General features: G+C 43.4%; 33 protein-coding genes and 3 pseudogenes. 33 read left to right on the top strand and 3 right to left on the bottom strand.

Translation table 11 applies throughout. From position 1 onward, the window contains the following. Window positions 1-89: 89 nt before the first annotated feature. The 11 genes and pseudogenes from ACFQ0N_RS07645 (at window position 90) to ACFQ0N_RS07595 (ending at window position 5828) form a co-directional block, all read left to right on the top strand. Window positions 90-293, top strand: a complete 204-nt coding sequence (locus tag ACFQ0N_RS07645; protein WP_152392882.1) for a helix-turn-helix transcriptional regulator — start codon at window positions 90-92, stop codon at window positions 291-293. A 2-nt stretch (window positions 294-295) separates the two neighbouring features. Further along, entirely contained in the window at window positions 296-598 is a 303-nt protein-coding gene (locus tag ACFQ0N_RS07640) for a hypothetical protein (protein WP_379324508.1), read from the top strand. Between the two features lie 285 nt (window positions 599-883). Next, window positions 884-1363 carry a DMP19 family protein gene (locus ACFQ0N_RS07635; protein ID WP_379324506.1) on the top strand — a complete coding sequence of 160 codons (480 nt, stop codon included), beginning with the start codon at window positions 884-886 and terminating at the stop codon, window positions 1361-1363. 203 nt (window positions 1364-1566) lie between these two features. Next, window positions 1567-1743: a hypothetical protein gene (locus tag ACFQ0N_RS07630; RefSeq protein ID WP_379324504.1), complete on the top strand. Its 177-nt coding sequence runs from the start codon at window positions 1567-1569 to the stop codon at window positions 1741-1743. Window positions 1744-1777: 34 nt separating this feature from the next. Further along, window positions 1778-2197 carry a DUF6892 domain-containing protein gene (locus tag ACFQ0N_RS07625; RefSeq protein WP_379324502.1) on the top strand — a complete coding sequence of 140 codons (420 nt, stop codon included), beginning with the start codon at window positions 1778-1780 and terminating at the stop codon, window positions 2195-2197. Between the two features lie 161 nt (window positions 2198-2358). After that, a complete protein-coding gene (gene tnpA, locus ACFQ0N_RS07620) occupies window positions 2359-2733 on the top strand; it encodes an IS200/IS605 family transposase (protein WP_379324500.1) in 375 nt (124 codons plus the stop codon). Window positions 2734-2768: 35 nt separating this feature from the next. Continuing rightward, window positions 2769-3872: pseudogene (locus tag ACFQ0N_RS07615) on the top strand (RNA-guided endonuclease TnpB family protein). 488 nt (window positions 3873-4360) lie between these two features. Next, entirely contained in the window at window positions 4361-4654 is a 294-nt protein-coding gene (locus tag ACFQ0N_RS07610; RefSeq protein WP_379324498.1) for a hypothetical protein, read from the top strand. A 29-nt stretch (window positions 4655-4683) separates the two neighbouring features. Continuing rightward, complete coding sequence (locus tag ACFQ0N_RS07605) at window positions 4684-5073, top strand: DUF1835 domain-containing protein (RefSeq protein WP_379325377.1); 390 nt, start codon at window positions 4684-4686, stop codon at window positions 5071-5073. Between the two features lie 27 nt (window positions 5074-5100). Then, the gene (locus ACFQ0N_RS07600; protein WP_379324496.1) at window positions 5101-5412 is read left to right on the top strand and encodes a DUF3658 domain-containing protein; all 312 of its coding nucleotides are present in this window, start codon (window positions 5101-5103) and stop codon (window positions 5410-5412) included. A 197-nt stretch (window positions 5413-5609) separates the two neighbouring features. Beyond that, the gene (locus tag ACFQ0N_RS07595; RefSeq protein WP_379324494.1) at window positions 5610-5828 is read left to right on the top strand and encodes a hypothetical protein; all 219 of its coding nucleotides are present in this window, start codon (window positions 5610-5612) and stop codon (window positions 5826-5828) included. A 175-nt stretch (window positions 5829-6003) separates the two neighbouring features. Here ACFQ0N_RS07595 and ACFQ0N_RS07590 read toward each other — a convergent pair. Then, window positions 6004-6204, bottom strand: a pseudogene (locus tag ACFQ0N_RS07590) (hypothetical protein); the annotation flags it as partial. 128 nt (window positions 6205-6332) lie between these two features. Between ACFQ0N_RS07590 and rarD the strand changes: the two are divergent. The 4 genes from rarD (at window position 6333) to ACFQ0N_RS07570 (ending at window position 9320) form a co-directional block, all read left to right on the top strand. Then, window positions 6333-7211, top strand: a complete 879-nt coding sequence (rarD, locus tag ACFQ0N_RS07585; protein ID WP_379324492.1) for an EamA family transporter RarD — start codon at window positions 6333-6335, stop codon at window positions 7209-7211. Between the two features lie 223 nt (window positions 7212-7434). Further along, window positions 7435-8289: an ankyrin repeat domain-containing protein gene (locus tag ACFQ0N_RS07580; protein WP_379324490.1), complete on the top strand. Its 855-nt coding sequence runs from the start codon at window positions 7435-7437 to the stop codon at window positions 8287-8289. A 22-nt stretch (window positions 8290-8311) separates the two neighbouring features. Continuing rightward, entirely contained in the window at window positions 8312-8701 is a 390-nt protein-coding gene (locus ACFQ0N_RS07575; RefSeq protein WP_379324488.1) for an ankyrin repeat domain-containing protein, read from the top strand. Window positions 8702-8894: 193 nt separating this feature from the next. After that, on the top strand, window positions 8895-9320 hold the full coding sequence (locus tag ACFQ0N_RS07570) for an NUDIX hydrolase (RefSeq protein WP_379324486.1): 426 nt from the start codon (window positions 8895-8897) through the stop codon (window positions 9318-9320). Between the two features lie 182 nt (window positions 9321-9502). On the opposite strand, the gene ACFQ0N_RS07565 is transcribed toward ACFQ0N_RS07570, so the two are convergent. Then, entirely contained in the window at window positions 9503-10168 is a 666-nt protein-coding gene (locus tag ACFQ0N_RS07565) for a DUF899 domain-containing protein (protein ID WP_379324484.1), read from the bottom strand. Between the two features lie 78 nt (window positions 10169-10246). Here ACFQ0N_RS07565 and ACFQ0N_RS07560 point away from each other — a divergent pair, with 78 nt between their 5' ends. The 9 genes and pseudogenes from ACFQ0N_RS07560 (at window position 10247) to ACFQ0N_RS07520 (ending at window position 17550) form a co-directional block, all read left to right on the top strand. Then, window positions 10247-10756 (top strand): winged helix-turn-helix transcriptional regulator, encoded by a 510-nt coding sequence (locus tag ACFQ0N_RS07560; RefSeq protein WP_379324482.1) that lies wholly within the window; start codon window positions 10247-10249, stop codon window positions 10754-10756. Window positions 10757-10978: 222 nt separating this feature from the next. Continuing rightward, a pseudogene (locus ACFQ0N_RS07555) lies at window positions 10979-11152 on the top strand (GrpB family protein); the annotation flags it as partial. Window positions 11153-11290: 138 nt separating this feature from the next. Continuing rightward, window positions 11291-11734: a cell wall hydrolase gene (locus ACFQ0N_RS07550; protein WP_379324480.1), complete on the top strand. Its 444-nt coding sequence runs from the start codon at window positions 11291-11293 to the stop codon at window positions 11732-11734. A 280-nt stretch (window positions 11735-12014) separates the two neighbouring features. Further along, complete coding sequence (locus ACFQ0N_RS07545; protein WP_379324478.1) at window positions 12015-12566, top strand: hypothetical protein; 552 nt, start codon at window positions 12015-12017, stop codon at window positions 12564-12566. 150 nt (window positions 12567-12716) lie between these two features. Beyond that, the gene (locus ACFQ0N_RS07540; protein WP_379324476.1) at window positions 12717-13106 is read left to right on the top strand and encodes an NUDIX domain-containing protein; all 390 of its coding nucleotides are present in this window, start codon (window positions 12717-12719) and stop codon (window positions 13104-13106) included. A gap of 212 nt (window positions 13107-13318) precedes the next feature. Continuing rightward, on the top strand, window positions 13319-13864 hold the full coding sequence (locus ACFQ0N_RS07535) for a hypothetical protein (protein WP_379324474.1): 546 nt from the start codon (window positions 13319-13321) through the stop codon (window positions 13862-13864). A 298-nt stretch (window positions 13865-14162) separates the two neighbouring features. Next, window positions 14163-14558 (top strand): BlaI/MecI/CopY family transcriptional regulator, encoded by a 396-nt coding sequence (locus ACFQ0N_RS07530; protein WP_379324472.1) that lies wholly within the window; start codon window positions 14163-14165, stop codon window positions 14556-14558. Beyond that, the gene (locus ACFQ0N_RS07525; protein WP_379324470.1) at window positions 14551-16524 is read left to right on the top strand and encodes a M56 family metallopeptidase; all 1974 of its coding nucleotides are present in this window, start codon (window positions 14551-14553) and stop codon (window positions 16522-16524) included. Before ACFQ0N_RS07530 ends, ACFQ0N_RS07525 begins: the two co-directional genes overlap by 8 nt. Before the next feature lie 537 nt (window positions 16525-17061). Beyond that, a complete protein-coding gene (locus ACFQ0N_RS07520; protein WP_379324468.1) occupies window positions 17062-17550 on the top strand; it encodes a HEAT repeat domain-containing protein in 489 nt (162 codons plus the stop codon). A gap of 289 nt (window positions 17551-17839) precedes the next feature. Here the strand turns inward: ACFQ0N_RS07520 and ACFQ0N_RS07515 are convergent, their stop codons facing one another. Further along, entirely contained in the window at window positions 17840-18319 is a 480-nt protein-coding gene (locus ACFQ0N_RS07515) for an SUKH-3 domain-containing protein (protein ID WP_379324466.1), read from the bottom strand. 1135 nt (window positions 18320-19454) lie between these two features. On the opposite strand from ACFQ0N_RS07515, the gene ACFQ0N_RS07510 reads away from it, so the two are divergent. The 9 genes from ACFQ0N_RS07510 to ACFQ0N_RS07470 all read left to right on the top strand — a co-directional run bounded on the left by ACFQ0N_RS07510 (window position 19455) and on the right by ACFQ0N_RS07470 (window position 26746). Beyond that, window positions 19455-19910 carry a DinB family protein gene (locus ACFQ0N_RS07510; RefSeq protein ID WP_379324464.1) on the top strand — a complete coding sequence of 152 codons (456 nt, stop codon included), beginning with the start codon at window positions 19455-19457 and terminating at the stop codon, window positions 19908-19910. Between the two features lie 197 nt (window positions 19911-20107). Then, entirely contained in the window at window positions 20108-20719 is a 612-nt protein-coding gene (locus ACFQ0N_RS07505) for a DUF2239 family protein (protein WP_379324462.1), read from the top strand. 56 nt (window positions 20720-20775) lie between these two features. Next, window positions 20776-21216 (top strand): DUF1330 domain-containing protein, encoded by a 441-nt coding sequence (locus ACFQ0N_RS07500; RefSeq protein WP_379324460.1) that lies wholly within the window; start codon window positions 20776-20778, stop codon window positions 21214-21216. 18 nt (window positions 21217-21234) lie between these two features. After that, window positions 21235-22125, top strand: a complete 891-nt coding sequence (locus ACFQ0N_RS07495; RefSeq protein ID WP_379324458.1) for an alpha/beta fold hydrolase — start codon at window positions 21235-21237, stop codon at window positions 22123-22125. A 295-nt stretch (window positions 22126-22420) separates the two neighbouring features. Continuing rightward, entirely contained in the window at window positions 22421-22900 is a 480-nt protein-coding gene (locus ACFQ0N_RS07490) for a DUF6530 family protein (protein ID WP_379324456.1), read from the top strand. A 1-nt stretch (window position 22901) separates the two neighbouring features. Next, complete coding sequence (locus ACFQ0N_RS07485; protein ID WP_379324454.1) at window positions 22902-24110, top strand: MFS transporter; 1209 nt, start codon at window positions 22902-22904, stop codon at window positions 24108-24110. 22 nt (window positions 24111-24132) lie between these two features. Continuing rightward, window positions 24133-25251, top strand: coding sequence for an AAA family ATPase (locus tag ACFQ0N_RS07480; RefSeq protein ID WP_379324452.1), 1119 nt, complete (start codon window positions 24133-24135; stop codon window positions 25249-25251). Window positions 25252-25385: 134 nt separating this feature from the next. Next, window positions 25386-26345, top strand: coding sequence for a vWA domain-containing protein (locus ACFQ0N_RS07475; RefSeq protein WP_379324450.1), 960 nt, complete (start codon window positions 25386-25388; stop codon window positions 26343-26345). 41 nt (window positions 26346-26386) lie between these two features. Then, complete coding sequence (locus tag ACFQ0N_RS07470) at window positions 26387-26746, top strand: GIY-YIG nuclease family protein (RefSeq protein ID WP_379324448.1); 360 nt, start codon at window positions 26387-26389, stop codon at window positions 26744-26746. Window positions 26747-26792 lie beyond the last annotated feature (46 nt).

Below are 26792 nucleotides of genomic sequence, written 5' to 3'. Positions count from 1 at the left end.
CGACGTGAATAATGTAAAGTATGCTTGACATTGAATTAAAAGTAAAGTATCCTTTACGTAAAGCTGGTTTTACATAGAGGTGGGGTTGGATGGAACATCGCATTAAAGATTTAAGAGCAGCTATAGGGCTAACACAGGAACAGTTGTCCGAACGAGTCGGTGTTTCGAGACAGACGATCATATCCATTGAGAATGGTCGTTATAATCCATCCTTAGAATTGGCATATAAAATTGCCAAAGTGTTTGATCGTTACATTGAAGATGTATTTATTTTTGACAAGGGGAGTGAATAATCATGAGTTTGGATCAGGTTGGAGTCTTACTGATGATACTGCTCGCCGTTTTTGGAGGATTGCTCGGGTTATGGTGGGGTCGCAAGCAAGCAGCGCGTCAAAGGGGACTTGATGAAAGATTTCATATCATTTCAAGTAAATCTCAAGCAGCCGCATGGAAAATTACGCTGGTAGTAATCTATATCCTATTCATCATGATGGTATGCGGTGTGAAATTGTCTGCAGCTCCTGTCCTGGGGATTGTATTGCTCGTTCATATGGCAGGATGGGCGTTCTCGAGCGTGTACTACAATATTAAGCTATGAGATGATAAGCTATTGCAAGGAGAAGGGACAAAGCAATATGTGCAGCGGTATGAAAATGCGGAGGATATAGACGGCCAAATATAGGCGAAAGGAGGATATGATTATGCCAAATGTGGCATGGTATTGCATATCATCCACAAGGGTTATCGGATGTACAGATGGAATCCTTCCGTTCTGCGCTTCAAGTGATTTATCCCCAGTTGAAAAATAATGATGTTAGGGAGTCAATCGAAAAAGCGTTTCGCCAGTTGGATTGAGAGCGTGGCATAGCAAAAGGGGCCCCACATGAACTTTATTGACGAAGTTTTGAGCAATATTAGCGTCATGAGCGCGGACGATGTGATACAGTCTATGTCCCGGATTTACGATGAACCGGTTGACCGTGACGCGCTGTCCGCCTATCCACAATTCATACAGGATATTATTTGGATCATCGACATGGACACCGAGTTGGCGATGAATGGGATTGGCGGTCTGATGGAAAACGGCACCGGGCGCTATGCTGACAAAATGATCGACGCGTTACGCCATATTTCAGCGGATAAAGAAGCTGAAACCCTGGCTCAAATATACCAAATCTATCAAAGTGACCTTGGCAGTGAGAAAATAGACGAACTGGCTGGCAGTCTATACCTTTATACCGATTTTGATATATGGCCGCTATTGGAGGCTTATGTCGAAGCGGAGAAAGGAAAGGAAGATACGAGGCAAGCAAATGATCGACATTTCAAAAAACGGCGCGACCGTTCGCATGGATATAACTAAAGGTCACAAGCACGGACAATTTGGACGTTTCGGCAGTTAATGAATGGTTCGTTTCAGGCTGCGTAATCGATGACTTTTCTTTTTTGAACACCATGCCGGCCAAGGATCGGCTGCCTTCTGTCGTTGAAGTAACGGGAGGATAGTCCGAAAATCGCTCTTTACAATCGAACATACATTCGGTAAAATTAAATTGATTAGATGCTTTGTCACTTATTTTTTGTGATGCCCCGACCTGGGAGAAGCAAAAAGACGGGCCGCCGCTCGAATTGTTCGATCGCATGACGGCGGAAGAACGTCAGGCAGCGGAAGAAGAGCTTTTCCGCATCGTAAGCCTGCGTGACAGCTGGCCGGTCATGGCGCCCCTTAGCCAATACCGATGAGAATATTTATATTTTGAACAGAGGAGGATTTTCAATGGATATTTATAAAGACGCAACAGGCTTATTTGAGGACTTCAACTTTAAGTTGGTTGTGATTGATTCATTATTAAATCAATCTCCATCTTTTGAGTCGGAGTTAGAAATTCTAAAAGAGAAATATGACAAGTTTGAATGGTATAGCGCTTCAGATCCAATCGAAGAAATGTTGAAATTTTTCAGCAATTTGAAATTGGAGCTTCAAGATTTGGATAAAGTTATTGAACTGTGTTTTGATGGCGGAAATGAAATTTATCACTTAATCCAGCCAGGCTGGGATGGTGAAGACGGCCAATTTGATGTTCAATCGGTAAGCGGATTTGAGCATTTGAAAAACCTCAAACGCGTTTGCTATATCAGCATGTGTGATGAAGAAATTTTAAATCCATTGAGCGATAAGGGGATTGAAATAACATAATTTAACGATCTTCCGAAAGAAGACTCCACCTTCAAGCATGTGAATGGCGTAGCCTGATGATAAGGTGGAGATGAATTTCGGTTTGGCGCAGCCCGAAAGCATTGCTTTTTATCGTTGGTTTGTGATAATCAGTCCTATCAAGTATAGGGACTGATATAACAGTGAAATTAGACAGTAACAATCATTCAGTGTTCTTGCTGTATTACCATCTGGTACTCGTTGTGAAATACAGAAGAAATGTATTCAACGATGAAATATCTGATTATGCAAAAGATATGTTTGTGCGACTGGCGGAGGGCTACAATATCACCCTCGTCGAGTGGAATCATGATCAGAACCATGTCCATGTTTTGTTCAAGGCCCACCCTAACACTGCAATGACGAAGTTCATTAATGCATACAAGAGCGCAAGTTCCAGGCTCTTCAAGAAAGAATTCCCCCAGGTGAGAAAAAACTTGTGGAAGGAATACTTTTGGTCAAGAAGCTTTTGTCTCCTCACAGCAGGCGGTTCGCCTGTTGAAGTGATAAAGAAGTAAATCGAAGACCAGGGGATGAAGTGAGGTGAAAGGGGATGGCCAACAAAGCTTATAAGTTCCGCTTGTATCCAACGGAAGAACAAGCCTCCCTGATCTGTAAAACGTTCGGTTGCGTTCGCTTTGTGTATAATAAAATGCTAGCTGACCGCAAGGAAACATACGAACAATTCAAGGACGACAAAGATGCCTTGAAGAAACAGAAAGTCCCTACTCCTGCCAAGTACAAAGAGGAGTTCGGTTGGCTGAAAGAAGTCGATTCGTTAGCCTTGGCAAACGCGCAGCTCAACTTGTAGGAGGCTTACAAAAACTTCTTTAGTGGGACGGCCGACTTCCCGGTCTTCAAAAGCAAGAAGGCGAGAAAATCGTATACAACCAATGTGGTCAATGGAAACATCAAGCTTATGGACGGTTATATCCAATTACCCAAACTGAAACAGGTGAAGATCAAACAGCACAGAAAAATTCCTGCTGAACACATCATGAAATCATGTACCATCTCGATGACAGCGACGGGAAAATACTATGTGTCCATTCTGATTGAATATAAGGTTGAGACCACGCCCAAACAAATCGAATCAGTAGTTGGAATAGACTTTGCCATGGCTGAATTGTATGTCGATAGCGAGGGTGAGAAAGCCAATTACCCTCAATTCTATCAGCGGATATTAGAGCGACTAGCCAAAGCACAACGCATTCTATCCAGACGCAAGAAAGGTTCCTCACGTTGGAATAAACAACGGATAGCCGTTGCCAAGATTCACGAGAAAATCGCAAACCAACGCAAAGACTTTCTGCACAAAAAGTCCTGCCATCTCGCCCAAACCTATGACGGAGTGGTGATCGAAGACCTGAATATGAAGGGCATGTCACAGGCGCTCAACTTCGGCAAAAGCGTTGCCGATAATGGGTGGGGCATGTTCACCACATTCCTTCACTACAAGTTATCCGAACAGGGAAAGCAGTTGATCAAAATCGATAAGTGGTTTCCATCGTCCAAAACTTGTTCCTGTTGCGGTCAAGTAAAGGAATCCTTATCGTTATCCGAGCGTACCTTTCGTTGTGAATGCGGTTTCGTTTTAGATCGGGATTGGAACGCTGCGATCAATATCAAAAATGAAGGATTACGGTTGTTGACGTAATTCATCTCTAGAGCATGGTTCAGGCTCGATAGCTAAGTCAATTTCGTACCGTTAGATGCGATTACCTTAGAAGCCTCCACCTCTAAGTGTTAGCGTAGGTGGGGGTAGTTCACTTTGGATTGCTGGAAAGAAGGAATTAATAGGATTAACCAGGATGTTTTCGAGGGATATGCAATACAGTTATTAGAATGGCTTGGAAACAGTTATAACAAAGTATTTATGATTTCACATGACGGCACAATAACGAATTATCGGATAATGCTTGGAGAAAAAGGACTGACAAGAAACGATTTCCTCGGTGAGGCTGGGGTATATCTGATGATTTTATAGTCTTTTCGCGCTAAGCCAACGGGGACGATATTTCAATAAAACAGCAGAAGAATCCGCCGCGGCGGATTCTTTTCACGTCCCCCTCGTCGATTGAGCTAACGGGCAGGATAGTTCTAATATGTGGTATTGGTGGATATTGTCGTGTGAGGAGGATATCCATGGAGAAGTTCTACGAAAGCCTAAATCAATTAGGTGAAAAGGACCTGCGGCTGTTCTTTTACAATTTATTGAATACAGTAGATCGCTATTGTAAGGACGGTAGCATTGAAGAAAAAAAGTTAGCAGAAGGACTCGTTAACATACTTCAAGGTCATATAAATGTAGTTCGCAACCATCAATTACAAACGTATGAACTCCAACAATATGTCCATCTTGTTTTCAGTCTCTCTGATGCAGGTTCGTTAAAAGTAACGCTCAGTAAAATCGACAAACGGAAGCATGTCAAGTCTTAGCATTCAATGAATGGTTTTCAGTCGGACCAATATCTCACTTAGATACAACAACTGGACAGCAGAATAGGCTCTTTTGGTTGATGGAATACGATGGGGATTTCAGATATGGTCAACATTCCAACCAAGAGCATCAGCTTGCCAATATGGTAAAAGCAGTGAAAAACATTCCCGAAAATAAAACCATCGTCATTTGGTGCGCGGATAATGCACATGATCAAACAGGCTTACGCTTCGTGTTGTATTTGTTGAGAGAACGAAAAAAGCCGGTTAATGTTGTCAATGTGACGGAGCTCTTTAATGCTACTGGGCTTCAAAACAAAGAAGGAGTTATTCCCTATGCTAGCGGTTTAATCGATAGAGAGCATTTTCAGGCAATCGTAAGAAAATATTCTGAAGGCGTTCCACTTGATCCTAGCTAAAGAAGAAGGTATGAATCAGAATGGGTAATGCTCGCGGAAGAAAATCATGTGCTTCGTTTGTGGGAAGAAGGCACTGTTAGAGGCAGTGATGAAAGTGCCCTAGACGAGGTGATAATAAGGTCAGTCATTGAACTAGAGCAAGAACAAGATGAGAATGGGTTTATCAAGGCCGGGAGTGTCGTCGCTAGGGTGTTTGATTTATCGCGGCAACTCGTAGGGTATTCATTTATTTCCTATAGAATTTGGATATTAGTTAACCAAGGAATTTTAATGTTTAGAGGACTACCGGGGGCTTTGCATCAGTTTTCTGTTAAACTGGGCACCCATAGATTAAGCTAACGGGATACGATATCTCAATAAACCGCCTTTTCACCAAGGCGGTTTTCTTCTGATTAAATATCAACGTTAGAATTTAACATAGCATAAAGTATAAATTTAATCGTAATTACTCAGAATAAACACCTTTTCCCATGACTTCTTCTTCTCGGCCGTCCTGATTGGACGGTCTTTTTTTGTTTTAACGAGTCATTCAAAATATGGTAATATTTCGGGAAGAGGTGAAATACGATGAGCAGATTTATGAAGCCCCTGACTTCCCCAATCCATTTCCATTCAGCAATGTTGGATCTGTGGCCGTGTTTATGGGCCGAGAGATGATCGGCAGTGGGGAGATCGTCCAAATAACAGATTTCGTTGTGAAAATAGGTGACGAGTTCTATGTGCGCGAAAACTGCACTTTTAAATATGCGAGCTAAACTATAACAGTGTGAAGACTGGATCGCGAAGGAGCCTTGCCTTGGTCCAGTTCCTCATTTTCACCTGAGCACGAATCCTTGGCTCCAGGTAAACAAAAGTCTTATCCTCTCCGGAGACAATCCCCTTGCTGACCCCTATAAGGCTCTCTTTTCTTTAGGCCCTGGTCCATGATCAATGATTCCAGTCGGCCGCCACTGCGGAAACATCGCCGAATAGCTGCACCGTCTGGGAGTGGCCGATCGCCAGTGTGCACGATGGCATAACAAGTTCAGTAAAGACAGGCGAGGGGCGTTCCGCCGAAATACCTAAGATTATCTCATAGAACTCGACGAGACGATAATGATGTGTACAGAAGCAAAATTCACGAGACACCATCCTTCCTATAATAAGTGATACAATACCGTAACATATTATTTTGGGCCAAAATATTAATCCCTTTACTTAAACGATGATCGAGGCGTATAATCCGTTAAGACATCGGAGTGAGAAGAGGGAAATTGATTATGAACAACGGGTTGGTCAATGCTATTATCGCGTATATCATGTGGGGGGTTCTCCCGCTTTATTGGAAGTTGTTTAACGATGTACCGGCAGGCGAGATTCTGTCACATCGGGTTGTCTGGTCGTTCGTCTTCATGGGTATTCTCGTCGCCGTCCAGCGTCGCTGGGGTGACATGAAGCGGATTGCGGCTAGCCGCTCGCTCCTGCTGTCGCTCACCGCTAGCGGACTGCTGATCGCTGCTAATTGGCTCATCTTCATCTGGGCGGTCAACAACGACCATGTCGTCGAGACAAGTCTCGGTTATTATTTGAACCCGTTGGTGAACGTGCTGCTTGCGGTTGTCTTCCTTCGTGAGAAGCCAAACCGTGGCCAATGGCTCGCGATTGCCATCGCTGGCGCCGCGGTGCTCATCATCGCCATTGACTACGGACGGTTCCCATGGATCTCAATCTCACTGGCCACGACGTTTGGCTTGTACGGCCTCGCGAAGAAGAAGATCGGACAAGACGCTTCTGTAGGCTTGCTGTCGGAGACGGCTGTAGTCCTGCCCGTTGCGCTCAGCTACTGGGCCTATTTGGCCACCGTGGGAAAGACGACGGCATGGACGCTACCTGTATCCACGTTCGTCGAACTGCTTTTTTCCGGCGTGGTAACAGCGCTACCGCTGCTTTTCTTTGCGCGAGCGGCCGCCCGGATGGCGCTGTCCACGCTCGGCTTCGTACAATACATCGGGCCGACGATCATGCTGTTACTGAGCGTATTCGTGTTCAAGGAATCGGTCTCGCCGGCTCTTCTCATCGGCTTCGCGCTCATCTGGACAGCGCTTGTCGTATACGCTGCGGCATCGGTTCGCGGCACGAAACTCGCGAAGGCGCGCTGACGGCAAACACGTCCGCCCGGTACCGTCAAAACAGCCATTTCCGTCCGCTGAGGAGGAGATGGCTGTTTTCTGTTTGGGGTTAAGCTAACGGGAAACGATAGTACAACAATATACAATAGGCTCCCCCGGTGGCCTGTTGTTAAGCTAACGGGCAGGTTAGTTGAACAAGAAATGGAAATGTGATATTGTAATTTTGTAATAAATAATACAAACGGAGATCTTTATGAAAAATAAAAAGCAGAGTGTAGTTATATCTATCCGCTTAGATGAATTATCTTTACGTGCTGTTGATTTGTTAATTGAATCGGGATTAGAAACAAATCGCTCTCGTGCAGTTTCCTATTTCATTAATGCTGGTATTAAATCATCAGAGGATCTGCTTATGAAGGCTCAGCGTCTTGCAGATAATGTTCATCAACTCAAAAATGAAATGATTGAAGCTGTAAAAATAAACGATCTTGAAAAAGTTGCTGAGCTAATAAATAAAGATTCGATGCTTGTAAATGCAAGAAATGACAAGGGAGAAACAGCAGTTCTCATGTCCGCCTATTATCGAACAAATGAGATTAAAGAGTTGCTTATTAGTAATGGTGCTGAACTAAATGTTTTTGAAGCATCAGCAATCGGAAACATACCCCAACTGAAGAGGTTATTTAAAAAATCACCTGATTTTTTACATAGCTATAGTAATGATGGCTTTACTCCCCTAGGGTTAGCGTCCTATTTTGGTAACGAGGAAACCGTAAATTTTTTGCTGGATCATGGAGCAGAAGTAAACGCAAGGAGCAAAGATAATAACTTAAATAACATGGCGATACACGCGGCGATCGCTGGGAATCACGAGCATGTTGTAAGGACTCTTATTGCTAATGGAGCAGATATTAATGCTAAATGTGAAGGGAAATGGCGTTTAGGGTTTACTCCACTTCATGTTGCTGGATACTTTGGTAGAGAATCGATCATTAAGCTTCTATTAGAAAATGATGCTGACAAAACCGCTTTAAACGATAATGGGGAAACAGCATATACAGTAGCCATATTAAAAGGGCATCCAGAGTCAGCCCAACTCTTAATATAATTTAAATCAGAGGAGATTATTAATGGAAAACAAACAATCTATCAAACCCGAACTTGTTCAAGAGTTCGTAGGTAATGCCCATGGTGACTTAGAACGAATTAAGCAACTACTCGATCAAGAACCAGGTCTTGTAAATGCATCGTGGGATTGGGGAAATGGTGATTGGGAGACTGCTTTAGGGGCTGCCGCTCATATGGGCAGAAAAGATATTGCGAGTTTTCTTTTAAGTAAAGGGGCTCGCATTGATCTATTTGCAGCTGCTATGTTAGGGAAAATCGACATTGTCAGAGCTGTACTTACTGATAATCCTGATCTGAAACATTCACTTGGACCTCACGGTATCCCACTTATAAATCATGCCGAAGCTGGTGGAGATGATTCTATCCAGGTTCTTGAGTTCTTAAGACAATAAGTATATTACGAAGCTGGATTGATTTGTTCTAATCCTGCCGTTGTTACGCTAACGGAACACGTTAGTTGAACATAACACGGAACAGTTTGCCGCGGCAGCTGTTCCGTGTTTTATTAAGCTAAAGGGCAGTATACCGCGATAGGAAATTAGTGGTAATATAGTTTTATTAATTTAAAAAGGGGAGGACGATGAAGTGGCTCCAAAGCATATAGTTTCTGCGGCAACAATTGTAGTTAATGAGCGTAACGAAATATTATTGATAAAAGGTCCTAGACGAGGATGGGAAATGCCAGGAGGGCAGGTTGAAGAAGGTGAATCATTGAAAGATGCAGCGATAAGGGAAACAAAGGAAGAGAGCGGTATAGATATTGAAGTTACAAAGTTCTGTGGTATTTTTCAAAATGTAAGTGGTTGTATTTGTAACACTTTATTTTTAGGCAGACCAGTTGGAGGAGAATTAACAACTACTCCTGAGTCTTTAGAAGTAGGATTTTTTCCAATCGAAACAGCATTAGAGATGGTAAATTGGGGAAATTTTAAGCAAAGAATTGAGTTTTGTTTGAATGAAGAACTTCATCCTTTTTATGTTGAATTTTCCATTCCGTCAAAGGATTGCTAGAGCGCCATAAGTTTTTTCCGTCGGACCGCGTTAACCTAACGGGCAGGATAGTGATATATAGTGAAACTAAGAATGACAGGAGCAGGTGCCATGGCGACCTGCTCTTTATATCCGGGTAAAGCTGGGCTGCTTCTATCGTGCTTGGCAAACGCTTGACCGATTCACCTAGAATCCATCCTGGGTCATACTTCGTACTCGTCGTGTAATCGCCACCACGTGTATGGAGGTGTTTGCGGCCACCCTTCAGGTGAATCCTCCCAATCCTCCTGCCGGCCGTAGGGCGTCAGATCGAGGAAATTGAAGTCGGCTCTGATCCTGTCTACACCGCGTGCCGTCGTATAATAGGTTCGAAACACGCTATGGTCATTATGGAGGAAGATACTCAAACCAAATCCTTTGCCTGCACCGCAGTCGATATTGAAATTATCGCCGTTTGAAGAAAACCAAGGGATTGTCCAGCCCATGCGCTTTCGAAAAAGTTCGATCTGTGTAAAGGGTGCTGGCGAAACGAGAATGAAGGAAGTATCACGGGCGTGCAGATGGGCTAGGTGACCAATGTTGTCAACAAAGGATGAGCAGCCGCGGCAGGGATGGTCGGAGCCTGGAGCCATCATGAAATGATAGACGATGAGCTGGCGACGTCCGTCGAAAAGATCAAGCAGGCTCGTTGTGCCGTTCGGTCCCTCGAACACGTAATCTTTTTCAATTCGCACCATCGGCAGCCTTCTGCGCTCCGAGGCAAGTGCGTCCAACGCGCGGGTGAGTTCCTTTTCTTTGACGAGCAGTTTTTGACGAGCAATCTGCCACTCTTCTTCCGAAACGATCTGAGGCATTGAAAATGTGCTCATGTAATCCATTCCTCCCTGCGTGAATTAGAAATTTTAAACAGGCTACAATGATCCCAGTATACGATTATCACTTTTATAATGCAAGTAAAATTGCTTTTGTTATGCAAGTATGATAAATTGGTTCTTATGAAACGTTCAGATACTAAATCACACTGCCCGATTAATTTTTCTTTAGAGGCTTTTGGCGATAACTGGTCGTTGCTGATTATCCGAGACATCGTATATTTTGGAAAGAACACTTACAGGGAGTTCATAGAGTCTGAAGAGAGAATTTCATCAAATATACTGGCCAGCCGCCTTGCTCATTTAGAGTTGAAAGGCATTCTCGTTAAAAAGCCCCATGCTACAGATAAGCGCAAAGAGGTTTATTTTCTTTCGGACAAAGGACTGGATTTAATACCAGTATTGCTTGAGTTAGCCGGTTGGGGCGCCCAGTACGACCCTGAGACCGATGCGCCACAGAATTGGATTTCTGCGGTGAAGGCCGATCGAGAATCGATGATAAGACTTATTCGCGATACCGTTCGCAACGGCGGGTCCATTTTTTCTGGTCCCGATAGTGTTGTCAGTAAATTAGCTATCACTTAAAGGAAAACGATTGTGAAATGAACAAGAGCAGGTGCCGCGGCGGCCTGCTCTTGTTCATTTTGGGATACTAAAAACTACAGCAATTCCGTAACTAATAATCTAACACAACTTGGTTATGAAGGGTTCGGAGAAACTGGTGTAAAGGGAAGATTATATTTTCGAAAACGCCAAGAACATGCCTATAATCTTGCTGTCGTCATTTGAAATGGCGAGCAATGGGTAAATAATCTTCTCATTAGAGATTACTTAAGAGAAAACCCACATGTAGCCAAGCAATATTGTGAAAGAAAACTCGACGCCATCAAGAAAGGATATACTACACTGCTGTCTTATTCGGACGAAAAAGCCGATTATGTATCGTATTTACTCGAACAAGCTAAGAAAAGTATTGGATAGGGACAGACAGAACAATGGTTCCAAGGTAAGTGCTCAAGACCAGTGAACGGCTATTTATTATCGCTCTCGATTTTGTCAGAGTAACACATCCGCTTCACCTACAATATAATGAGTCTAGAAACCTAAAGAGGTGAGCCAATGGCAGTCGTAAAAGCTAGGCAACAGGATATTAATATGTTGGCAAGGTTGCTTCGAGCCGAAGCTGAGACCGAAGGCGAAATGGGCATGCTCCTTGTTGGAAATGTTGGCATTAACCGAATAAGAGCGAATTGCTCCGATTTTAAAGGACTCCGGACAATCCCCCAAATGATCAACCAGCCGCATGCGTTCGAAGCGTTGCAACATGGTTTGTACTATCAAAACGCAAGAGACAGAGAACGCCGTCTGGCGCGACGGTCTGTGAATGGGGAGCGGAATTGGCCAGGCAAATTCTCCCTATGGTATTTCCGTCCAGGAACGTTCGAAGCTCCCGGACCATGTCCGCCAACTTGGTATAATCAGCCGCTCGCAGGACGATGGAAGAAGCACTGTTTTTATGAACCGACCGCGGAAGAATGTGAAAATGTGTATAATACGTTTTAATTTTATAAACGAGAGGAGCTCAGGATCTCTTAACCTGACTTGTCACAGCCATGTCTCGGTTGACAAGAACTTTATCTCATTAAGTGCCGCGTAAATCGCGGCTTCTTTGGGTTTAGTGGAATAAAGTTGTTGTCACGGTCTTAAGGATACAGTTTTTTCATCCCTTCTATTGGCAGGATAGTTTTAACGCTTCGCGAATAACTCCAAGTATGGAATTAATTGCGAAGTTCGCAAATTAATCGTTTGGTGAAATTACTGTGAATACTTTAAGGAGAGTCAAATGAAGAAAAGAAAAATTCTATTTATAATTCTATTAATCTACGGTTTAATTTATTTTGTTTCAGATTACAATAGGTCATTTAAATCTATAAATGATGTACTCTATAACGAAGAAGGTTCCTCAAATTTCATGCAGATAAATCAAATTATTGGAGGGAGTGAATATGGAAGAAAAGCCTTTTATTTTTTCTTGAATAAAGAAAACCAAATAGTTGGAGTAAGTTTAGATAAGGGTATTTTCGGATGGAAATTTGATGGATCATCCACTGGGACTGGTTTAGAAATTGATATAGAACAGAAATTATCAATGGCGAGTACTGGTGCATCGAATGACTCAAATAAATTCTATTTTGGTCTTACCTCCTTTGATAATCTTGAAAAGATTATTATAAATGATATTCACCAAGAGACATTGAAGAACTTGAAAGAAAGTTTAACGGATGTTAAGGACGTTCCTAACACATATTTATGGTATGGATATTTTAAAGAGGAATCATCTGACTACGTAGTAGAAGTCTTTGATAAACAGAATAATTTAATCCATAGTCAGTAATTCAAAGAAGGCAGTAACAATAGCCACCTAATCCTTCTTAATTTTATTCCATAATTTAACTGAAATGTACTTTCATCACCATAAAAGGGGTTGGAAAAACATTGGCTCATAATCTTGCGGCTGGAATCGTAATTTATAAAAGACGATGCGGTGCTTTTGGTAAAAGATAAATCAGGGTGGAGTTTGCCGAAAGGTTCAACTGAAATGGGTGAAACCTTCTTAAAGGCTGCAGAACGAGAAGCATATGAAGAAACAGGGATTAAGGTAGCTGTTGAAGATGTTGCTTTCGTTACGGAGTATACCTCAGAGAAATATGGACAATATCTCCAAGTTTATTATGCAGGGAGCTTGCAGTCAGAGCAAAACGAAATTAGCGATCCTGACCAAGATGTAATAGAGGTGCAGTTTGTGAATATAAGAGATTTGCGTAATTTCATAAAATATCGCCCGTGGATAATACCCTTGGAAAATTGGATTCAAAATAGGAAGTTGAAATACCATTCGTTCGATTTAGATGTTGAAGGGTTTTATATTTCATAAATTATTTTTCACAGACTCATTGGAGTAACGGGAGATGTGAGCTCTATTTGCTCTTGGAGAATAAATAGCATTGTTTCAGGGCAGTGACGAAACTGAGCTAAGAAGGTTGGCAATTATGCGCCGCGGCGCTTGTTCGTTTTATTAAGCTAACTGTCAGACTAATGTAACAAATCTCTTCCAGTACACGTTATCAATGTAACGGGGGGATTAGGATGATAAGGACACTTTTAGCGATAATTATTTCATTGTTGTTCATTTCTGGTTGTGGTCAGAATTTGGATTTAGAACACAGATCGGATACAGAATCCAAGATTAGTCAGGAGAATAAAATGCCTAAGGAAATGCCTGAGGATTTTAATTTCTCGGTCAGCTTCGGGTATGGTGAGGTAAACAAAAATGAAATAAACACCTATGACAATACGGTTACAAAAGATTTGATTATGAAAGGTACGGCAACGGCAAACTTCGCATTTACCAAAGATGAGATGCAAAGTATTTATGAAAAGATGAGAGAAATAAATATCATGGGAACAAAAGAATTTTCACAGCAAGGCGGCTGTTTCAAGACTCCAAGTAATACGGAAAGCTGGAAAATTACTGTCGATGGGGAAACGAAAACCTTCTCGTGGACAGACCAGAATTGTAGTGTGACCAATGATGCAAATCAATTAGTGGAATTAAGAACAGATATCCAGCAGATCATTGAAGGCAAAGACGCATATATAGCGTTACCTATGGCAGAAGGTGGTTATGATTAAGAAATGCGAAAGTTTGTTGTGATAACTTTATTACGCAAACGGGTAACGTTAGTTGAGTCAGCAAAGCGGCAGCCTAGGACTTTATTTGTCAGTCCAAAGCTGCCCTGTTTATTTTTAGAACCTAGCGCTTTCTGGAATGATAATCCGTATGAGATCAAGATAGCGAGTCCAATACTTTAAAATCGGTCGGCGGCTAAAGTGAATATTTTTACAATCTTATAAGCTTATACTTGATAATATCATTATTCAATCGTATAATAATCAAACAACGAATAACCCGATATTGGAGGTCATAACTGTGGACGAAAAAATAAAACGTTTAGGTGACGCTGAACTGGAAATCATGCTTGTTATATGGGACGTTAAGGAGTCTGTTACATCAAACTATATATTGGAAAATTTACATAACCGTCGTAATTGGAAGTTATCAACGCTAATGACGATTCTTGCAAGACTGGCAGAGAAAGGCTTTGTTTACTGTGACAGAAGTACACGGACAAATTATTATTCCGCGCTCATTTCTGAAAAGGACTACAAGGCAAAAGAGAGCAGTTCGTTTTTAGAAAAATTATATGGGAACTCTTTAAAAAATTTGGTAACAAATCTTTATGACAGTAATGCCATAAATGATACGGATTTATCTGAATTACGGAAAATGATTGATGAACTGGGAGGGAGGAAAGACAATGATTGAAAATCTATTTATTACATTAGTTGGGATATCTGTCACTACAGGCTTAGTCATTCTTTTGCTTAAATTGTCGTCGGGGCTGTTCAATAAGACGTATGCCGCGAAATGGAAATATTGGATATGGCTCATATTAGCATTACGACTTATTATCCCGTTCAATTTTTCGTTTCCGGCTCCGCCTATGACCGTAAATATCCCGAACACGCCAATGCCCGCGTTTGTAAATACAGTATCTATGCAACAAAACACCACAATGCCCCCCGCCCAAACAGAGCAGGTAATGACAAACATCCCTGTGCCTTTAACTCAAACAAACCCGATTACGCTGATAAATATACTTATATTGATATGGGCAATTGGCGCTGTGCTATTCCTAACTTATCAATTTATTGGCTATTTATTATTTAAGAAAAAGGCTCTGCGTTGGAGCAAAGAGCCTACAGATGCACGAATTATGAATACACTTCGCGGAATAGCGGCAGATATGGGAGTGAAAAAAGAGATTCCTGTACTTATTAGCAAAAGTATTTCAAGTCCTTTGATGACTGGCTTCTTAAAGCCGCTTTTATTTTTGCCGAATGAGAGTTATTCCGACACAGATTTAAACTTCATTTTACGTCATGAACTGACCCATTATAAACGACGCGACCTTTGGTATAAGCTGTTCTTAATTATTGTGAGTGCGGTACATTGGTTCAATCCGTTTATGTATCTTCTGTTTCGTGAAGCAAGCGCCGATTTGGAATTATCGTGTGATGATAAAGTAATAAACGGTTTATCCAATGATGAACGCAGGTCGTACAGCGAAACCATCCTGGCTTCGATAACCGCGCAAAAATCACTTCAAACGGTATTGTCAACCAATTTCTATGGGGGGCAAAAAACGTTGAAAAACAGATTTGCAAATATCTTTAATACAAAGAAAAAGAGAAACGGCGCGACTGCTCTGCTTGCAGTTATGCTGACCGTTGGCATTTTAGGGGGTTTAATCACCTCTAAAGTGGATATTAGTGAAAATAAGCTTTTGACAAAGTTAGGATACACAAAAACGCTTCTCACAGATATTCTTGATAATAGAACAACCTTTTCACAGGACAATGAACATATAAACCACATTATAAAATCATTACCGCTACAGGACGATTCTGAATATAAATCATTTTCTTTAGAAGATGGTCAAACGAAAGAAATCAACTACGCATACGAGTTTGATGGCGGCAGCAGGAACGCTGCAGACCCTTTTTACGGGATGATCTGGGAGTACGACGCCTTACTTTTGTTCGCCTCCGTAGAAGGCTTGGAAAAAGTAAACTTTTTGCATTATGTTGATCAGACGAGACTTTTCAACACTGATTCCTATACCATTGATGATTTAGCCGCGCGTTTTGGGATTAACAAGCCTTGGGATTTGGGTTTTTCGGATTTGTTTAACACTCTGGCGACAAATGTCCTATGGTCCGAAGACTATTTCGGATATCCTTCCAGAATATTTTTGGGTTATTCTTTTGAGAATGTTTCTGACCGTTACGGCGATCCGGATGAAATATGGCCGCAGCCAGATGGTTCCACCGTATTGAAATATACAGAATACAGTGTGCTTACTCGTAAATCGGACATTTCTATGGAAAAAAATGAGGGATACACCGCTATGTATTATTTTAACAACCCAATAGCCGAAACAAATGATAATCTTACTGGGCTATATGCCACAAGGTTTGTTCGTGGTACTACTTATGGAAAGACTTACGGCGATATTACGGAGCAATTAGGTTTACCACCCACAATCAAAATCATGGGCGACGGTGATAAATATATAGCTTACCCGCTTAGAGAAGGGCAACAACGACACGCATACTTTATTTTGCATGATGACGAAGTAGTTGAGGAAGGTCTGATGTACGGAAATGATTACACAATATTAGACTTTAAGCAGAAAACTTCTGAAAGTGATGCAACCAATAATGGTTGAGATGAGTTTACCATCGATAATCTTTAAGTTATCAATTCCGACACACCAACGTGTTTTCGATAAATGCTATCCTCCAATTTCTTCTGCATGATATTGTGATTCAATCAGCAGAAGGTAATCAAGTTGTTCTGATTTACTGAAGATATGAGATGGCTTGAAAAAGTAAGAGAAGTTTGTTTATCTGTACAAAGCTTTAAATTATCACTTGCTAAGCCAGCAACATTCGGAACTGCGGTTATATTCCTTTGCGTTCAATCGAAAGAGATTTATGATTTTCACATTAAAATTTAATATACACTGTAAATGGATCAACACAGTGTACCTCCCGCTCGCTTCGCAAAGGAAATGCTTTGGCTTGCTGAAAATCAAAAGAATATGTCCGCTTTGTTAGGAAATATTTGGATAATGCGAAACTATAATATGAATAATGTAAATGATTAACCTTTTTTACGTTAAGCTAACGAGCATAATGTTAGTTGTAATTGATCTTTATCACGCAAATTTGGGGAGGAAAAACCCAATAGCAGGAGGTTAGCGATGAAAGCATATCAGAAGTTTGTCATTTATTTTTTGGATGCCCCGACTTGGGAGAAGCGAAAAGACGGGCCGCCGCTCGAATTGTTCGACCGCATGACGGCGGAAGAACGTCAGGTAGCGGAAGAAGAGCTTCTCCGCATCGTAAGCCTGCGTGACAACTGGCCAGTCATGGCGCTCGGTTATTTGCGATCGCACAAGGCGAAAGACGTTTTGTACGAGATTCTTCCCGGAGCCGAAGGGGAAATGAAGGTTGACATTGCGCTTGCGTTATGGCGGATCGGCCGTGATGAAAAGCTTGTGGACATCGCACTTAACGCAAGCCGTAAGGAAGAGAGCCCTTTTCAGCTCATCAACATGCTCTATAGTCTGGCGCAGTTTGGAGTCCCTGAAACGGAGGAACGGATCGAACAACTACTCAATCACGAAGACGATCTCGTTTCCTACAATGCCAAGCAAGCGCTGCACCAACTTCGCAAGAAACGCAAATAGTTTTTGTTAAATGAGTCAGGAATCGATCATTTGGGACTGACCCGGGAGGCTCCTTAAAGTCAACTTTTTTATGAACTAAACGTAAAAGATTAGAACTGCAAGGAACAGGATATCAGTGATTACACTTACGGGTACGATAGTTCAACTACAAGCAATAGGTTGCGTTGCCGCGGTGTCCTTTTTCAAAAGGGGCTATAGTTATTATTTTTAATAATGAAATTCGAAGGGTTTATGGAAAATAAAGTGAAGTCGATGTTCGAAGTGCTCCAGAATGATGAAAAAAATGGAATTATTCACCCCACCAATCCGGTATTGGGATCTGTTTTAAATCCTTATAGCTTTTGGTGATAAGATTGTTAACTGCTTCTCTTCCCTTTCCAGCTTCCAGAATATAGCCATCATACAGGGTATATATTATGCCGTTTTCGGTAATAGCCAGACAGGTTTGCGTATTTTCCCTTCCAATTAGCGCCAGTTTATCGCATCCAATGGCTTTGGGATAATCTTCAACTATCAGGTCCTTTTCGTAAAACCAGGCATTCAACAGGGACCATTCAATATCAAAGCTGATAAAAATATTGACACCAAAGACATTATCAAAATTTAAATCCAAATCGCCGAACTCCTCCAAAAATTCCTTTAGTGTATCAAAAATAGGATATCCAGAATTTTTTAATAACGAAATATTTTTTTCAGTCGATATTGCTCTCCCTTCATACCAGCCTGCCTTTTCCAACACAATTTTTGCAGCATTAGAAATTATGTCCATAATTTACCTTTCATTTTCATGTTATTTACTAAAGTTCTACCTGCTCCAAAGGATGAGGCTTTCCCCTTTCCGGAGATGCCGCTTCAGCTTCGGCATCGATTTATTCAGAAGGTGCTCGCACCAAAAGATTGAATAAACCGACTAATCAGCAGCCATTCAACAGACAAAGTTAGGTTATGCCTAAAGAAAAATTGACTGAATTACGGAATCGGGGGTTTGCACTTGCTTAATCTGGAAAAGGTAACATGTACATTCACCTTGCCAAATTGAAAGAACTTTATCCCATTTCCGACGAGCCTCTTTGAGGTGAAAGAGGAGAATATAAGAAATCGTAGGCGCCCCCCTACGGATTAAGCTAACGGGAACGTTAGGCCATGACATAAGCTGCCGGCCTTCCGGCAGCTTGTTGAGCTATCTGGCAGGATAGTTTAATAAATAACCGGCACAAATATGTGCCGGTTATTAGTAATTTGTATGACTCAATAATGTTTGAGCACTCCGAGAAAATACCATAGATACATAATATTCTATAAAAAATTTAAACATAAGTCTATTGTTTTTTTCAACTATGCGTTAAGTTTGTTATGGCGACCGCGGCGATAAATATTATTGATGAATTGCCATCGGTGTTCGGACAATGCAGGCGGGCATCTGATTGCAGAAGGAGAAGTATGATATTGACCTACAATCAAGAAGGGTAGTTCATATTTTCAAATGAGATCTGAGTACAAATCGTTCAACTAACGGGACACATTAGTTGAACATAACAAGGAACAGTTTACCGCGGCAGCTGTTCCTTGTTTTATTAAGCTAAAGGGCAGTATACCGAGCTTTGTTTGAATGAAGAACTTCATCCTTTTTATGTTGAATTTTCCATTCCACTAAAGGATTGCTAGAGCGCCATAAGTTTTTTCCGTCGGACCGCGTTAAACTAACGGGCAGAATAATTCCAATATGTGTTAGTATGGATTCGTCGGTTACAACATTCTATAAAGGGGTGTGTCCCATTTATGAAGTTTGATAAAGACCGCACAAAATTGGATGACATGTCGAAAAAACACCTCTGACCAAATGATTAAACTAACGGATAACAGTAGGTTCAAGTAATCGATGAGACGAAGAGGGGGAAACCGAAATGAAGACGATCAAGCGCATGATGGACCACCTGTACTGGGCGGACGGACGCATCTTGGACGCGCTCGAGGAGAGTGAGACGAAGAACATGGACCTTCTGAAGCTGGTTCGGCACGTCGCTGTCGCGGAACGAGTCTGGCTGTCCCGATTGCAGGGCAAGGGCAGCGCGCAATATTCGTTGTGGGAGGAAGCGGAAGACCTGACGGCAATCCGGACGATGTTCGAAGAGAACGCCGAGCAATATCGCGTCTATATCGAGGGGCTCGAGGAATTCGAGTTGGACGAGATGGTTGACTATGCGAACCAGAGCGGGGTTCCGTTCCGAACATCCGTCCGTGACATCCTGTCGCAGGTCCTCTTACATGGGCAATATCACCGGGGACAGATCAACCGGGCACTTCGGATCGAATCGGCAGAGCCCGTCCAAGTCGATTACATCACGTTCGCGAGGCTCTAACGGGCAGTTTTGCGACAAAACACAGCATGTACAACATAAAGCAAACGCTAGCCCTCAACAGCGCGGTTCCTCTTAGGCCGCGTCTTTTGCATTTATTCCCTCCATAACGAACGACAAAATGCATTTTACCCGGGTAATATTGACTTTTTATTTTTACCCGGATATAATTGGTGATGCATTCAGAGGAGGAGGTCAGCATGAGTAATGTCCTAACGCGCTTTTACTGCACGGCATTTTTGGGTGTGGGAGTCGTCGCCAGCGGTTCGTTACAGCACGTTGTTACTACAGTGAAGGAAGCTCTGGATGACAGAGACCTCACACAGTTGCTTATATTTGACGATTCCACAGGGAAGCCAGTAGATGTTGATTTTCGTGGGAAGACAGATGATGTGCTCAAACGATTAGGAGAACAGTTTGGTGACTTACCCGGTACGGAAGTGAATCACCAGCCTACACGGCGGGTCGGTCGACCCAAGCTGGGGGTTGTATCCGGTGAGGTTACGTTATTGCCACGACATTGGGAATGGCTCAAGAGTCAACCTGGAGGGGCGTCGGTAACATTACGAAAACTCATTGATGAGGCTCGCCGTGCTGGAGAAAAACAGGGCAATATCCGAGAGTCACAAGAAGCAACATATAACTTTATGACAGCTATGGCCGGGAACTTCCATCAATACGAAGAAGCTCTGCGGGCACTGTATGCTGGTGATTTGGATCGTTTTTACCACTTCATCGATGACTGGGCACCTGATATCAGAAACCATGTCAAAAGATTAGCCGCTAATGCATTCCCTGAAGGGAACTTATGAATGAAAGCATGTAGAGGCGTAAAGAATTAAAAAAAGGAACTACGAAAGGAGCCGCTATGACAGAGTTTGAATCTATTCGTTACATCGAACCATCGCAACGCGCTGGCATGAGGTTCATGCAACGAGGCATTGAGGGCAGCATCGTCATGTTGAACCTGCTGCGTTTTCGTGATGTTGCCGATTACACAGCCAATCCTGAACTAACACCGGAGGACCCCATCAGCGGTGCGGAAGCTTTCAACCGCTATATTGAGCACACCCTCCCATTTCTCCGTGAAAGCGGAGGTGAAATCATGTTTCTTGGCGATGGCGGAGAGTTTCTTATCGGACCCGAAGACGAAAGATGGGATCTTGTTATGCTGATCCGCCAGAGCAGCCCGCAGTCGTTTCTTGCTTTTTCAAGTCATCAAGACTACCTGGCCGGTATCGGGCATCGGACTGCAGCGATCGAAGATTCACGCCTTCTGCCTATGACAGAACTTCCGATACCGAATTAATTGGAGGAGAACAAGATCATGAACATTCTGAAAGTCAACGGCGTTGATTTGGCCTATGACAGTTTCGGTAACGAAAATGACGAGGTTATTATCCTAATCGCCGGGCTTGGAACCCAGATGATCCGATGGACGGTTCCGTTTTGTCGGATATTAGCAGCGCGGGGCTTTCGCGTAATCCGCTTTGACAATCGAGACGCAGGTTGCTCGACACACTTTAGCCATTATCGGGCGCTGGATTTTGACGCACTGGCGACTGCTCTCATGTCAGGACAGCGACCGGACATCCCTTACACTCTCGATGACATGTCCAACGACGCTATCGGACTGCTCGACGCCCTTTCAATTGACCGGGCACATTTCGTTGGCAGGTCGATGGGCGGAATGATCGCCCAGATTGCAGCCAGTGAGTACCCTGAACGGGTTTTATCACTCACTTCCATTATGTCCAGTTCCGGTAATCCCACCCTTCCGCAAGCTTCCCCGGATGTCATGGCGATGATGACTAAACCGGCGCCGAACCCCTTTGAGGATGAAGCAGGATTTTTGGCGCACAGCCTCTCTTTTGCCAAACGCATCGCCGGCACTGGCTATCCGTTTGAAGAAGACGCTTATCGGGCACTCATTCTGGAGGAAGCCCAGCGAGCCTACGATCCAGGCAGTGTCGGACGACAAATTGCTGCGATCGCTGTCTCCGGTGACCGTCGTCCGCGGCTAGCGACCATAAAAGTACCAGCACTTGTCATTCATGGGATGGACGATCCCCTGTTCGTCCCGGCGTGTGGCGAGGACACAGCTTCTGCCATCCCGGGCGCCGAGCTAATGTTGGTTGACGGCATGGGACACGACCTGCCGCACCAACTGTACAAAGTAACCGTTGATGGCATAGAGCGAACGGCTCGTCGCAATTGACAGGCGCTTCCTGAATAGCAACACTCTAAATAACGATTTTTCTTTATATCGAACAGGTCGATTATGGTAGATACCACCATAATCGACTTGTTTTTTTGTTATCCTCGTTTTCTCAGACGGGAAAGCGGCTTTCTATTTGGCATTAACTTCTTTTTGTGAAAAGCATTTCTTGATCAAAAAATGGATAGGGTTAATCCTCAAATTTTAAAACGGCTTGACAAACGAGAAAATCCGAGATAAGATTGAGCAGTGATTTAGTAAATTACTAAATTAGTAAATGGAGAGAAGGGATTAAATGAAAATTCCTACAACGTTAAAACATAAGCCTGTTGTTGTATCGGAGAATTATGAGAAGGTTGATGGCCGATTGGCCAGAAACACGGACGCGAAAGGCCTTTCCCTGGGATTGGCCCAGTGGAATGATCGAGGGAAGGTTGATATTTCGGCTAAGGTATGGAGATACACCGGGGAAAAGTGGTCAAGGCAATCGGAAGAGCTCCCTCTCCATCGCGCTCTGGATTTGTCCATTTTGATCTGTCGGACACTGGCTCATTTTCAAGAAGCTTATCGATATGAGCACCTATATGATCCGCAGCAGCCGGTTATCGATCGCATTGCCCTTCAAGGCGATGCCATGACTGTAGCCGTTTCTATGGACAATGAAAAAATTAATGAAGATATTAAGCTGTTCAGCCAGGCTTTGAGCGATAATGATGAAATGTTCGGCGAACGCCTGCGCGCGTTATCCAAAATTTTAAACGATATGGGGTATTAAAATGTTTGCGAATCGATATGTTCGAACGATTATCCTCTCCCGGGTGCTGCTTCAGCTGGGAATATGGATCCGGAATTATGCCGTCCTTCTGTATGTTTCCGAATTGACGCATAATAATCCGGTTGATGTATCACTGATTTCGGTTGCGGAATTTGCACCGATCTTTTTATTAGGCCTGATTGGCGGGACCTTTGCCGACCGTTGGCGACCGAAGAGAACCATGGTATGGAGCGATTTGTTGTCCGGCTTGTCCGTCGTGGCCGTGCTGCTGGCGGTCATGAATGGCGGCTGGGTTGCACTTCTGATTGGATCCTTTGTCTCTGCCAGCTTGTCGCAATTTTCTCAGCCTTCGGCGATGAAACTGTACAAGCGGCATGTGCCCGCTGAACAATTGCAGGGCGTCATGGCAATGTCTCAAACGCTGGTCGCTATCTTTATGGTGTTGGGGCCGGCCATCGGTACGTTTATTTTTCTTAAGTTTGGTATTAACGTCTCTTTGATTTTGACAGCAGTGATGTTCCTTGGTTCTTCCTTCATCTTATCGACCCTTCCTCGTGATGAGGAGGAACCGAAGACAAGAGAAGCCGGCGGCTTCATCAAGGAGTTGACAGATGGACTGCGCTATATCGGGTCCAATAAGTCCTTAAGAACGCTGAGTATGACGTTCTCGGCAGTCGGTTTGGCATCTGGATTGACTCAGCCGCTTCAAATTTTCCTTGTCATCGAGAATTTGGGACGGGATAAACAATTTCTGCAATGGCTCGTGATGGCCAATGGGGCAGCCATGCTGGTAGGGGGAGCCGCCATTATCGCGGTCGCCAAGAAGGTAAAGCCACAGTTATTGCTGTTGGTCGGTTTACTTGTCAATGCTATCTGTACGGTTGGCATGGGTGCGTCAAAACAAATCTGGCTGACGATCGTTCTGCTTGTGATCAGTGGATTGTTCTACCCTTGTATTCAAGGCGGAATTCAGACGCTTCTTGTGCGAAACACCGAAGGGGCGTTTATTGGCCGGGTATCAGGAGCGATTACGCCTATTTTTATGGGAATGATGGTGGTCGGCATGTTCATCTCCGGCTATCTGAAAGATACGTTTTCCTTACTAGGGGTATTTACGGCGAGTGGTGTGTTTGTGGTGATCGGTGCGCTTTTGCTGCTCCCTATTGTGGTTAAAAAGAGAAGTAAAGCTGAGGTAGGTCCGACAGCATGACGGGCAAGGAGGAGAAAAAATAATGCAAGAACAAATAGAATATTATTTGTCACCTGAGAGACAATTAACAGATGCAGAAGAAATGCTGGTCTGGAAAAAGCCGGCATCTCATAAGACCAGCGAGGAAGAACGGCGCATTAGTCAAGAAGTAAAGCGGAACTGGAACCGCGGGGAAATGAAAATTGCCAACATTCTGTTAGAAGGGGATGCCGGTTCCGGCAAAACCCAATTAGCGAAAGCATTATCAGCTAATTTCGGGTTGCCCTATACGAAAGTGACCTGCTTTGCGGATATGGATAAATCGGATATTATTGGCGCTATTTTGCCGGTCATTACTTCTGAACAATTAGAGAAACTGGACCCTGTAGAGCAAAGCGTTCTCAAAGCTCTATATGAAAGCGATGGTTTTCAAAGCACGACAGAAATTTTAATGGAAGCAATGGGGCTTACGCAGGAGCAAGCGGCCTTAAAGATGAAGCAATTGCTGAAGCTTGCTGCGGAGCAGACTAACGGTGAAGCCGTGGAGTACCGCTTTTACCCATCGGAGATCGTCAGGGCCTATCAAAAAGGGTATCTTCTCGAAATTCAAGAACCTAACGTGATTCGGGATGCCGCGGTACTCATGGCGTTAAACTCTGCGCTCGAACTGGATGGCAGCATTAATCTTCCTACTGAAATCATTCGCAGACATCCGGATTTCATCGCGGTCATTACAACCAATCGCAGTTATGCAGGGGCGAGGCCGCTCAATGAAGCGCTGCGGGACAGAGTCCAACACTCGGAGAAGATGGATCTGCCCACCAAAGAAGTCATGGTTGAACGGGCAAAAGGTAAAGTCGGTTATCAGGATGAAAAGGTACTGAGCGTGTTGGCAGATACGATAATGATTTTGGATGCAACAGCCCGAGCCAATGCGATCAAGGGTGTGGCGGGCATGCGTTCCTTTTTCTACTGGACAGATGCAGTTGCAGGAGGAGCCTCGGCCAAAGAATCTCTGTATCATAAGGTCATCTACAAAATAACCACGGATTCAGAGGAAATCAGAATTTTGGAGGAAGCACTCGAAAAGCACGGTCTGATTACCAGTTTAGAAACCGTGACGAGTGAGGTAAAAAAAAAGAATCTCGCGATGATGCCATAGAAATCAAGACATGGGGGGATATAGGCGACAATGCTGCCAATGATGAGAACATTGAAGATGAAAAGGCGGTCGCACTAAAAAAGTCTGCCGATAGTGAAGAAAGCTCTTCCCGTGTATCCGATGACTCAACCGACATGAGAAGTACGGATACCGGAGAAAATGGCTCTCCGCAATATCATCAGGCCAACCCCGAACCCATGCCTGAAGAGGCAAAACAACAAGAGCGCGATTTTCGTAAAAAGCTTAATCAGGCCGCAAGAGAGATCGTGTCCGATTCCGTTCACGAAAGAGTAAAGCTCATCGTTCACCGTCCAGATTACGATCAGGAACTCCAAGCGGAATATGTCCGTCTAAGCAAGGAGCTTATGCCGGTCGTCCAGGAAATTGCCCGAAAGACCCTTCCGCTACTGGAACATGAGACGTCTTCCGAATTTGAGCGAAATCGTTACTATGGCAGTAAGTTTCAGGCAGACAGCGTGGCTTACAGGGATTATAGGTATTTTGCCAAAAAACGGCCCCCATCCGAATCCCCTTCACTTGTGGTTGGACTAAGGGTAGACGAATCTGCATCGATGGCAGCTTTTGGGAGATTGGAAGCAGCCAAACGAGCCGTCATTGCGGTATATGAATTTTGTCAAATATGCAATATACCTGTAATCATCTATGGCGATACTGCGGATGTTTCTAAAATGGAACAAATGTCGATCTTTGCCTATGCTGACTTCGATAAACCGGATGCTGCCGATCGATTCAGGCTGATGCGGATTCAGGCTCGGAGCAATAATCGTGATGGAATGGCCCTTAGAATTATGGGGGAACGGTTAGCTGTTTCACCAGAGCAGACCAAGCTGTTGATTAGCATCAGTGATGGACAGCCTAAAGCAATGGACAATTATACTGGAAGGTATGCCGTCGCAGATATGCAGCAGACAATCGAGGAATATGAACGGAAAGGCATTACCTTCCTTGCGGCTGCAATCGGCCAAGATAAAGATGTGATTAGTGAAATCTACGGTAATGAAAAATTTTTGGATATTACAAATTTACGTGAGTTTCCTGCAAAATTAGTTCGGATTATCGCCAGGTATTTGTAGTCTCCATAAATCTTCATTAGCCAGGATGAGGAGAGAAAGATATGGATATGAACAAAAAGAGAAGGCTGCTTGCGGAATTCAAGCAGATCAAAACGTATATGGGCGTTGCCCAAATCAAAAATGAAGTCAATGGGAAAATCTTTATCGACAGCTATCCCAACTTGAAAAACAAATGGTTCACCCTGCAGATGCAGCTCAATCAAGGCAGATTCGCCAATGCCGAGTTGCAAAAGGATTGGAAAGAATTCGGAGCGGATGCGTTCACTTATGAGGTCTTGCAGCAGAAGGAAACCGATAAGATCACGGATATGCGCTGGGAACAAAAACAAATATTGAAGCCATGGCTTCATAAGTTACAGCCCTACGGAGACAGAGGATATAATAAGCCTCTAAAAGATTAAATGAACGACAAATAAATGAAGCCCGTCAATGTTCCATTGGCGGGTT

It is taken from the genome of Paenibacillus sp. GCM10027626 (genome assembly GCF_042676285.1).
Taxonomy (GTDB): Bacteria; Bacillota; Bacilli; order Paenibacillales; family Paenibacillaceae; genus Paenibacillus_Z.
This window is presented reverse-complemented; position numbering and strand designations above follow the sequence as displayed.

Coding starts and splice junctions, on each gene's coding strand:
- ACFQ0N_RS07550 (WP_379324480.1), top strand. CDS start 11,291: ATGGCAGTCGTAAAAGCTAGGCAACAGGATATTAATATGTTGGCAAGG.
- ACFQ0N_RS07640 (WP_379324508.1), top strand. CDS start 296: ATGAGTTTGGATCAGGTTGGAGTCTTACTGATGATACTGCTCGCCGTT.
- ACFQ0N_RS07625 (WP_379324502.1), top strand. CDS start 1,778: ATGGATATTTATAAAGACGCAACAGGCTTATTTGAGGACTTCAACTTT.
- ACFQ0N_RS07545 (WP_379324478.1), top strand. CDS start 12,015: ATGAAGAAAAGAAAAATTCTATTTATAATTCTATTAATCTACGGTTTA.
- ACFQ0N_RS07470 (WP_379324448.1), top strand. CDS start 26,387: ATGGATATGAACAAAAAGAGAAGGCTGCTTGCGGAATTCAAGCAGATC.
- ACFQ0N_RS07495 (WP_379324458.1), top strand. CDS start 21,235: ATGAACATTCTGAAAGTCAACGGCGTTGATTTGGCCTATGACAGTTTC.
- ACFQ0N_RS07595 (WP_379324494.1), top strand. CDS start 5,610: ATGGTAATATTTCGGGAAGAGGTGAAATACGATGAGCAGATTTATGAA.
- ACFQ0N_RS07510 (WP_379324464.1), top strand. CDS start 19,455: ATGAAGACGATCAAGCGCATGATGGACCACCTGTACTGGGCGGACGGA.
- ACFQ0N_RS07485 (WP_379324454.1), top strand. CDS start 22,902: ATGTTTGCGAATCGATATGTTCGAACGATTATCCTCTCCCGGGTGCTG.
- ACFQ0N_RS07610 (WP_379324498.1), top strand. CDS start 4,361: ATGGAGAAGTTCTACGAAAGCCTAAATCAATTAGGTGAAAAGGACCTG.
- ACFQ0N_RS07500 (WP_379324460.1), top strand. CDS start 20,776: ATGACAGAGTTTGAATCTATTCGTTACATCGAACCATCGCAACGCGCT.
- ACFQ0N_RS07490 (WP_379324456.1), top strand. CDS start 22,421: ATGAAAATTCCTACAACGTTAAAACATAAGCCTGTTGTTGTATCGGAG.
- ACFQ0N_RS07635 (WP_379324506.1), top strand. CDS start 884: ATGAACTTTATTGACGAAGTTTTGAGCAATATTAGCGTCATGAGCGCG.
- ACFQ0N_RS07475 (WP_379324450.1), top strand. CDS start 25,386: ATGAGAAGTACGGATACCGGAGAAAATGGCTCTCCGCAATATCATCAG.
- ACFQ0N_RS07535 (WP_379324474.1), top strand. CDS start 13,319: ATGATAAGGACACTTTTAGCGATAATTATTTCATTGTTGTTCATTTCT.
- ACFQ0N_RS07505 (WP_379324462.1), top strand. CDS start 20,108: ATGAGTAATGTCCTAACGCGCTTTTACTGCACGGCATTTTTGGGTGTG.
- ACFQ0N_RS07580 (WP_379324490.1), top strand. CDS start 7,435: ATGAAAAATAAAAAGCAGAGTGTAGTTATATCTATCCGCTTAGATGAA.
- ACFQ0N_RS07575 (WP_379324488.1), top strand. CDS start 8,312: ATGGAAAACAAACAATCTATCAAACCCGAACTTGTTCAAGAGTTCGTA.
- ACFQ0N_RS07645 (WP_152392882.1), top strand. CDS start 90: ATGGAACATCGCATTAAAGATTTAAGAGCAGCTATAGGGCTAACACAG.
- ACFQ0N_RS07520 (WP_379324468.1), top strand. CDS start 17,062: ATGAAAGCATATCAGAAGTTTGTCATTTATTTTTTGGATGCCCCGACT.
- ACFQ0N_RS07515 (WP_379324466.1), bottom strand. CDS start 18,319: ATGGACATAATTTCTAATGCTGCAAAAATTGTGTTGGAAAAGGCAGGC.
- ACFQ0N_RS07560 (WP_379324482.1), top strand. CDS start 10,247: ATGCAAGTAAAATTGCTTTTGTTATGCAAGTATGATAAATTGGTTCTT.
- rarD (WP_379324492.1), top strand. CDS start 6,333: ATGAACAACGGGTTGGTCAATGCTATTATCGCGTATATCATGTGGGGG.
- ACFQ0N_RS07600 (WP_379324496.1), top strand. CDS start 5,101: ATGCTCGCGGAAGAAAATCATGTGCTTCGTTTGTGGGAAGAAGGCACT.
- ACFQ0N_RS07525 (WP_379324470.1), top strand. CDS start 14,551: ATGATTGAAAATCTATTTATTACATTAGTTGGGATATCTGTCACTACA.
- ACFQ0N_RS07565 (WP_379324484.1), bottom strand. CDS start 10,168: ATGAGCACATTTTCAATGCCTCAGATCGTTTCGGAAGAAGAGTGGCAG.
- ACFQ0N_RS07480 (WP_379324452.1), top strand. CDS start 24,133: ATGCAAGAACAAATAGAATATTATTTGTCACCTGAGAGACAATTAACA.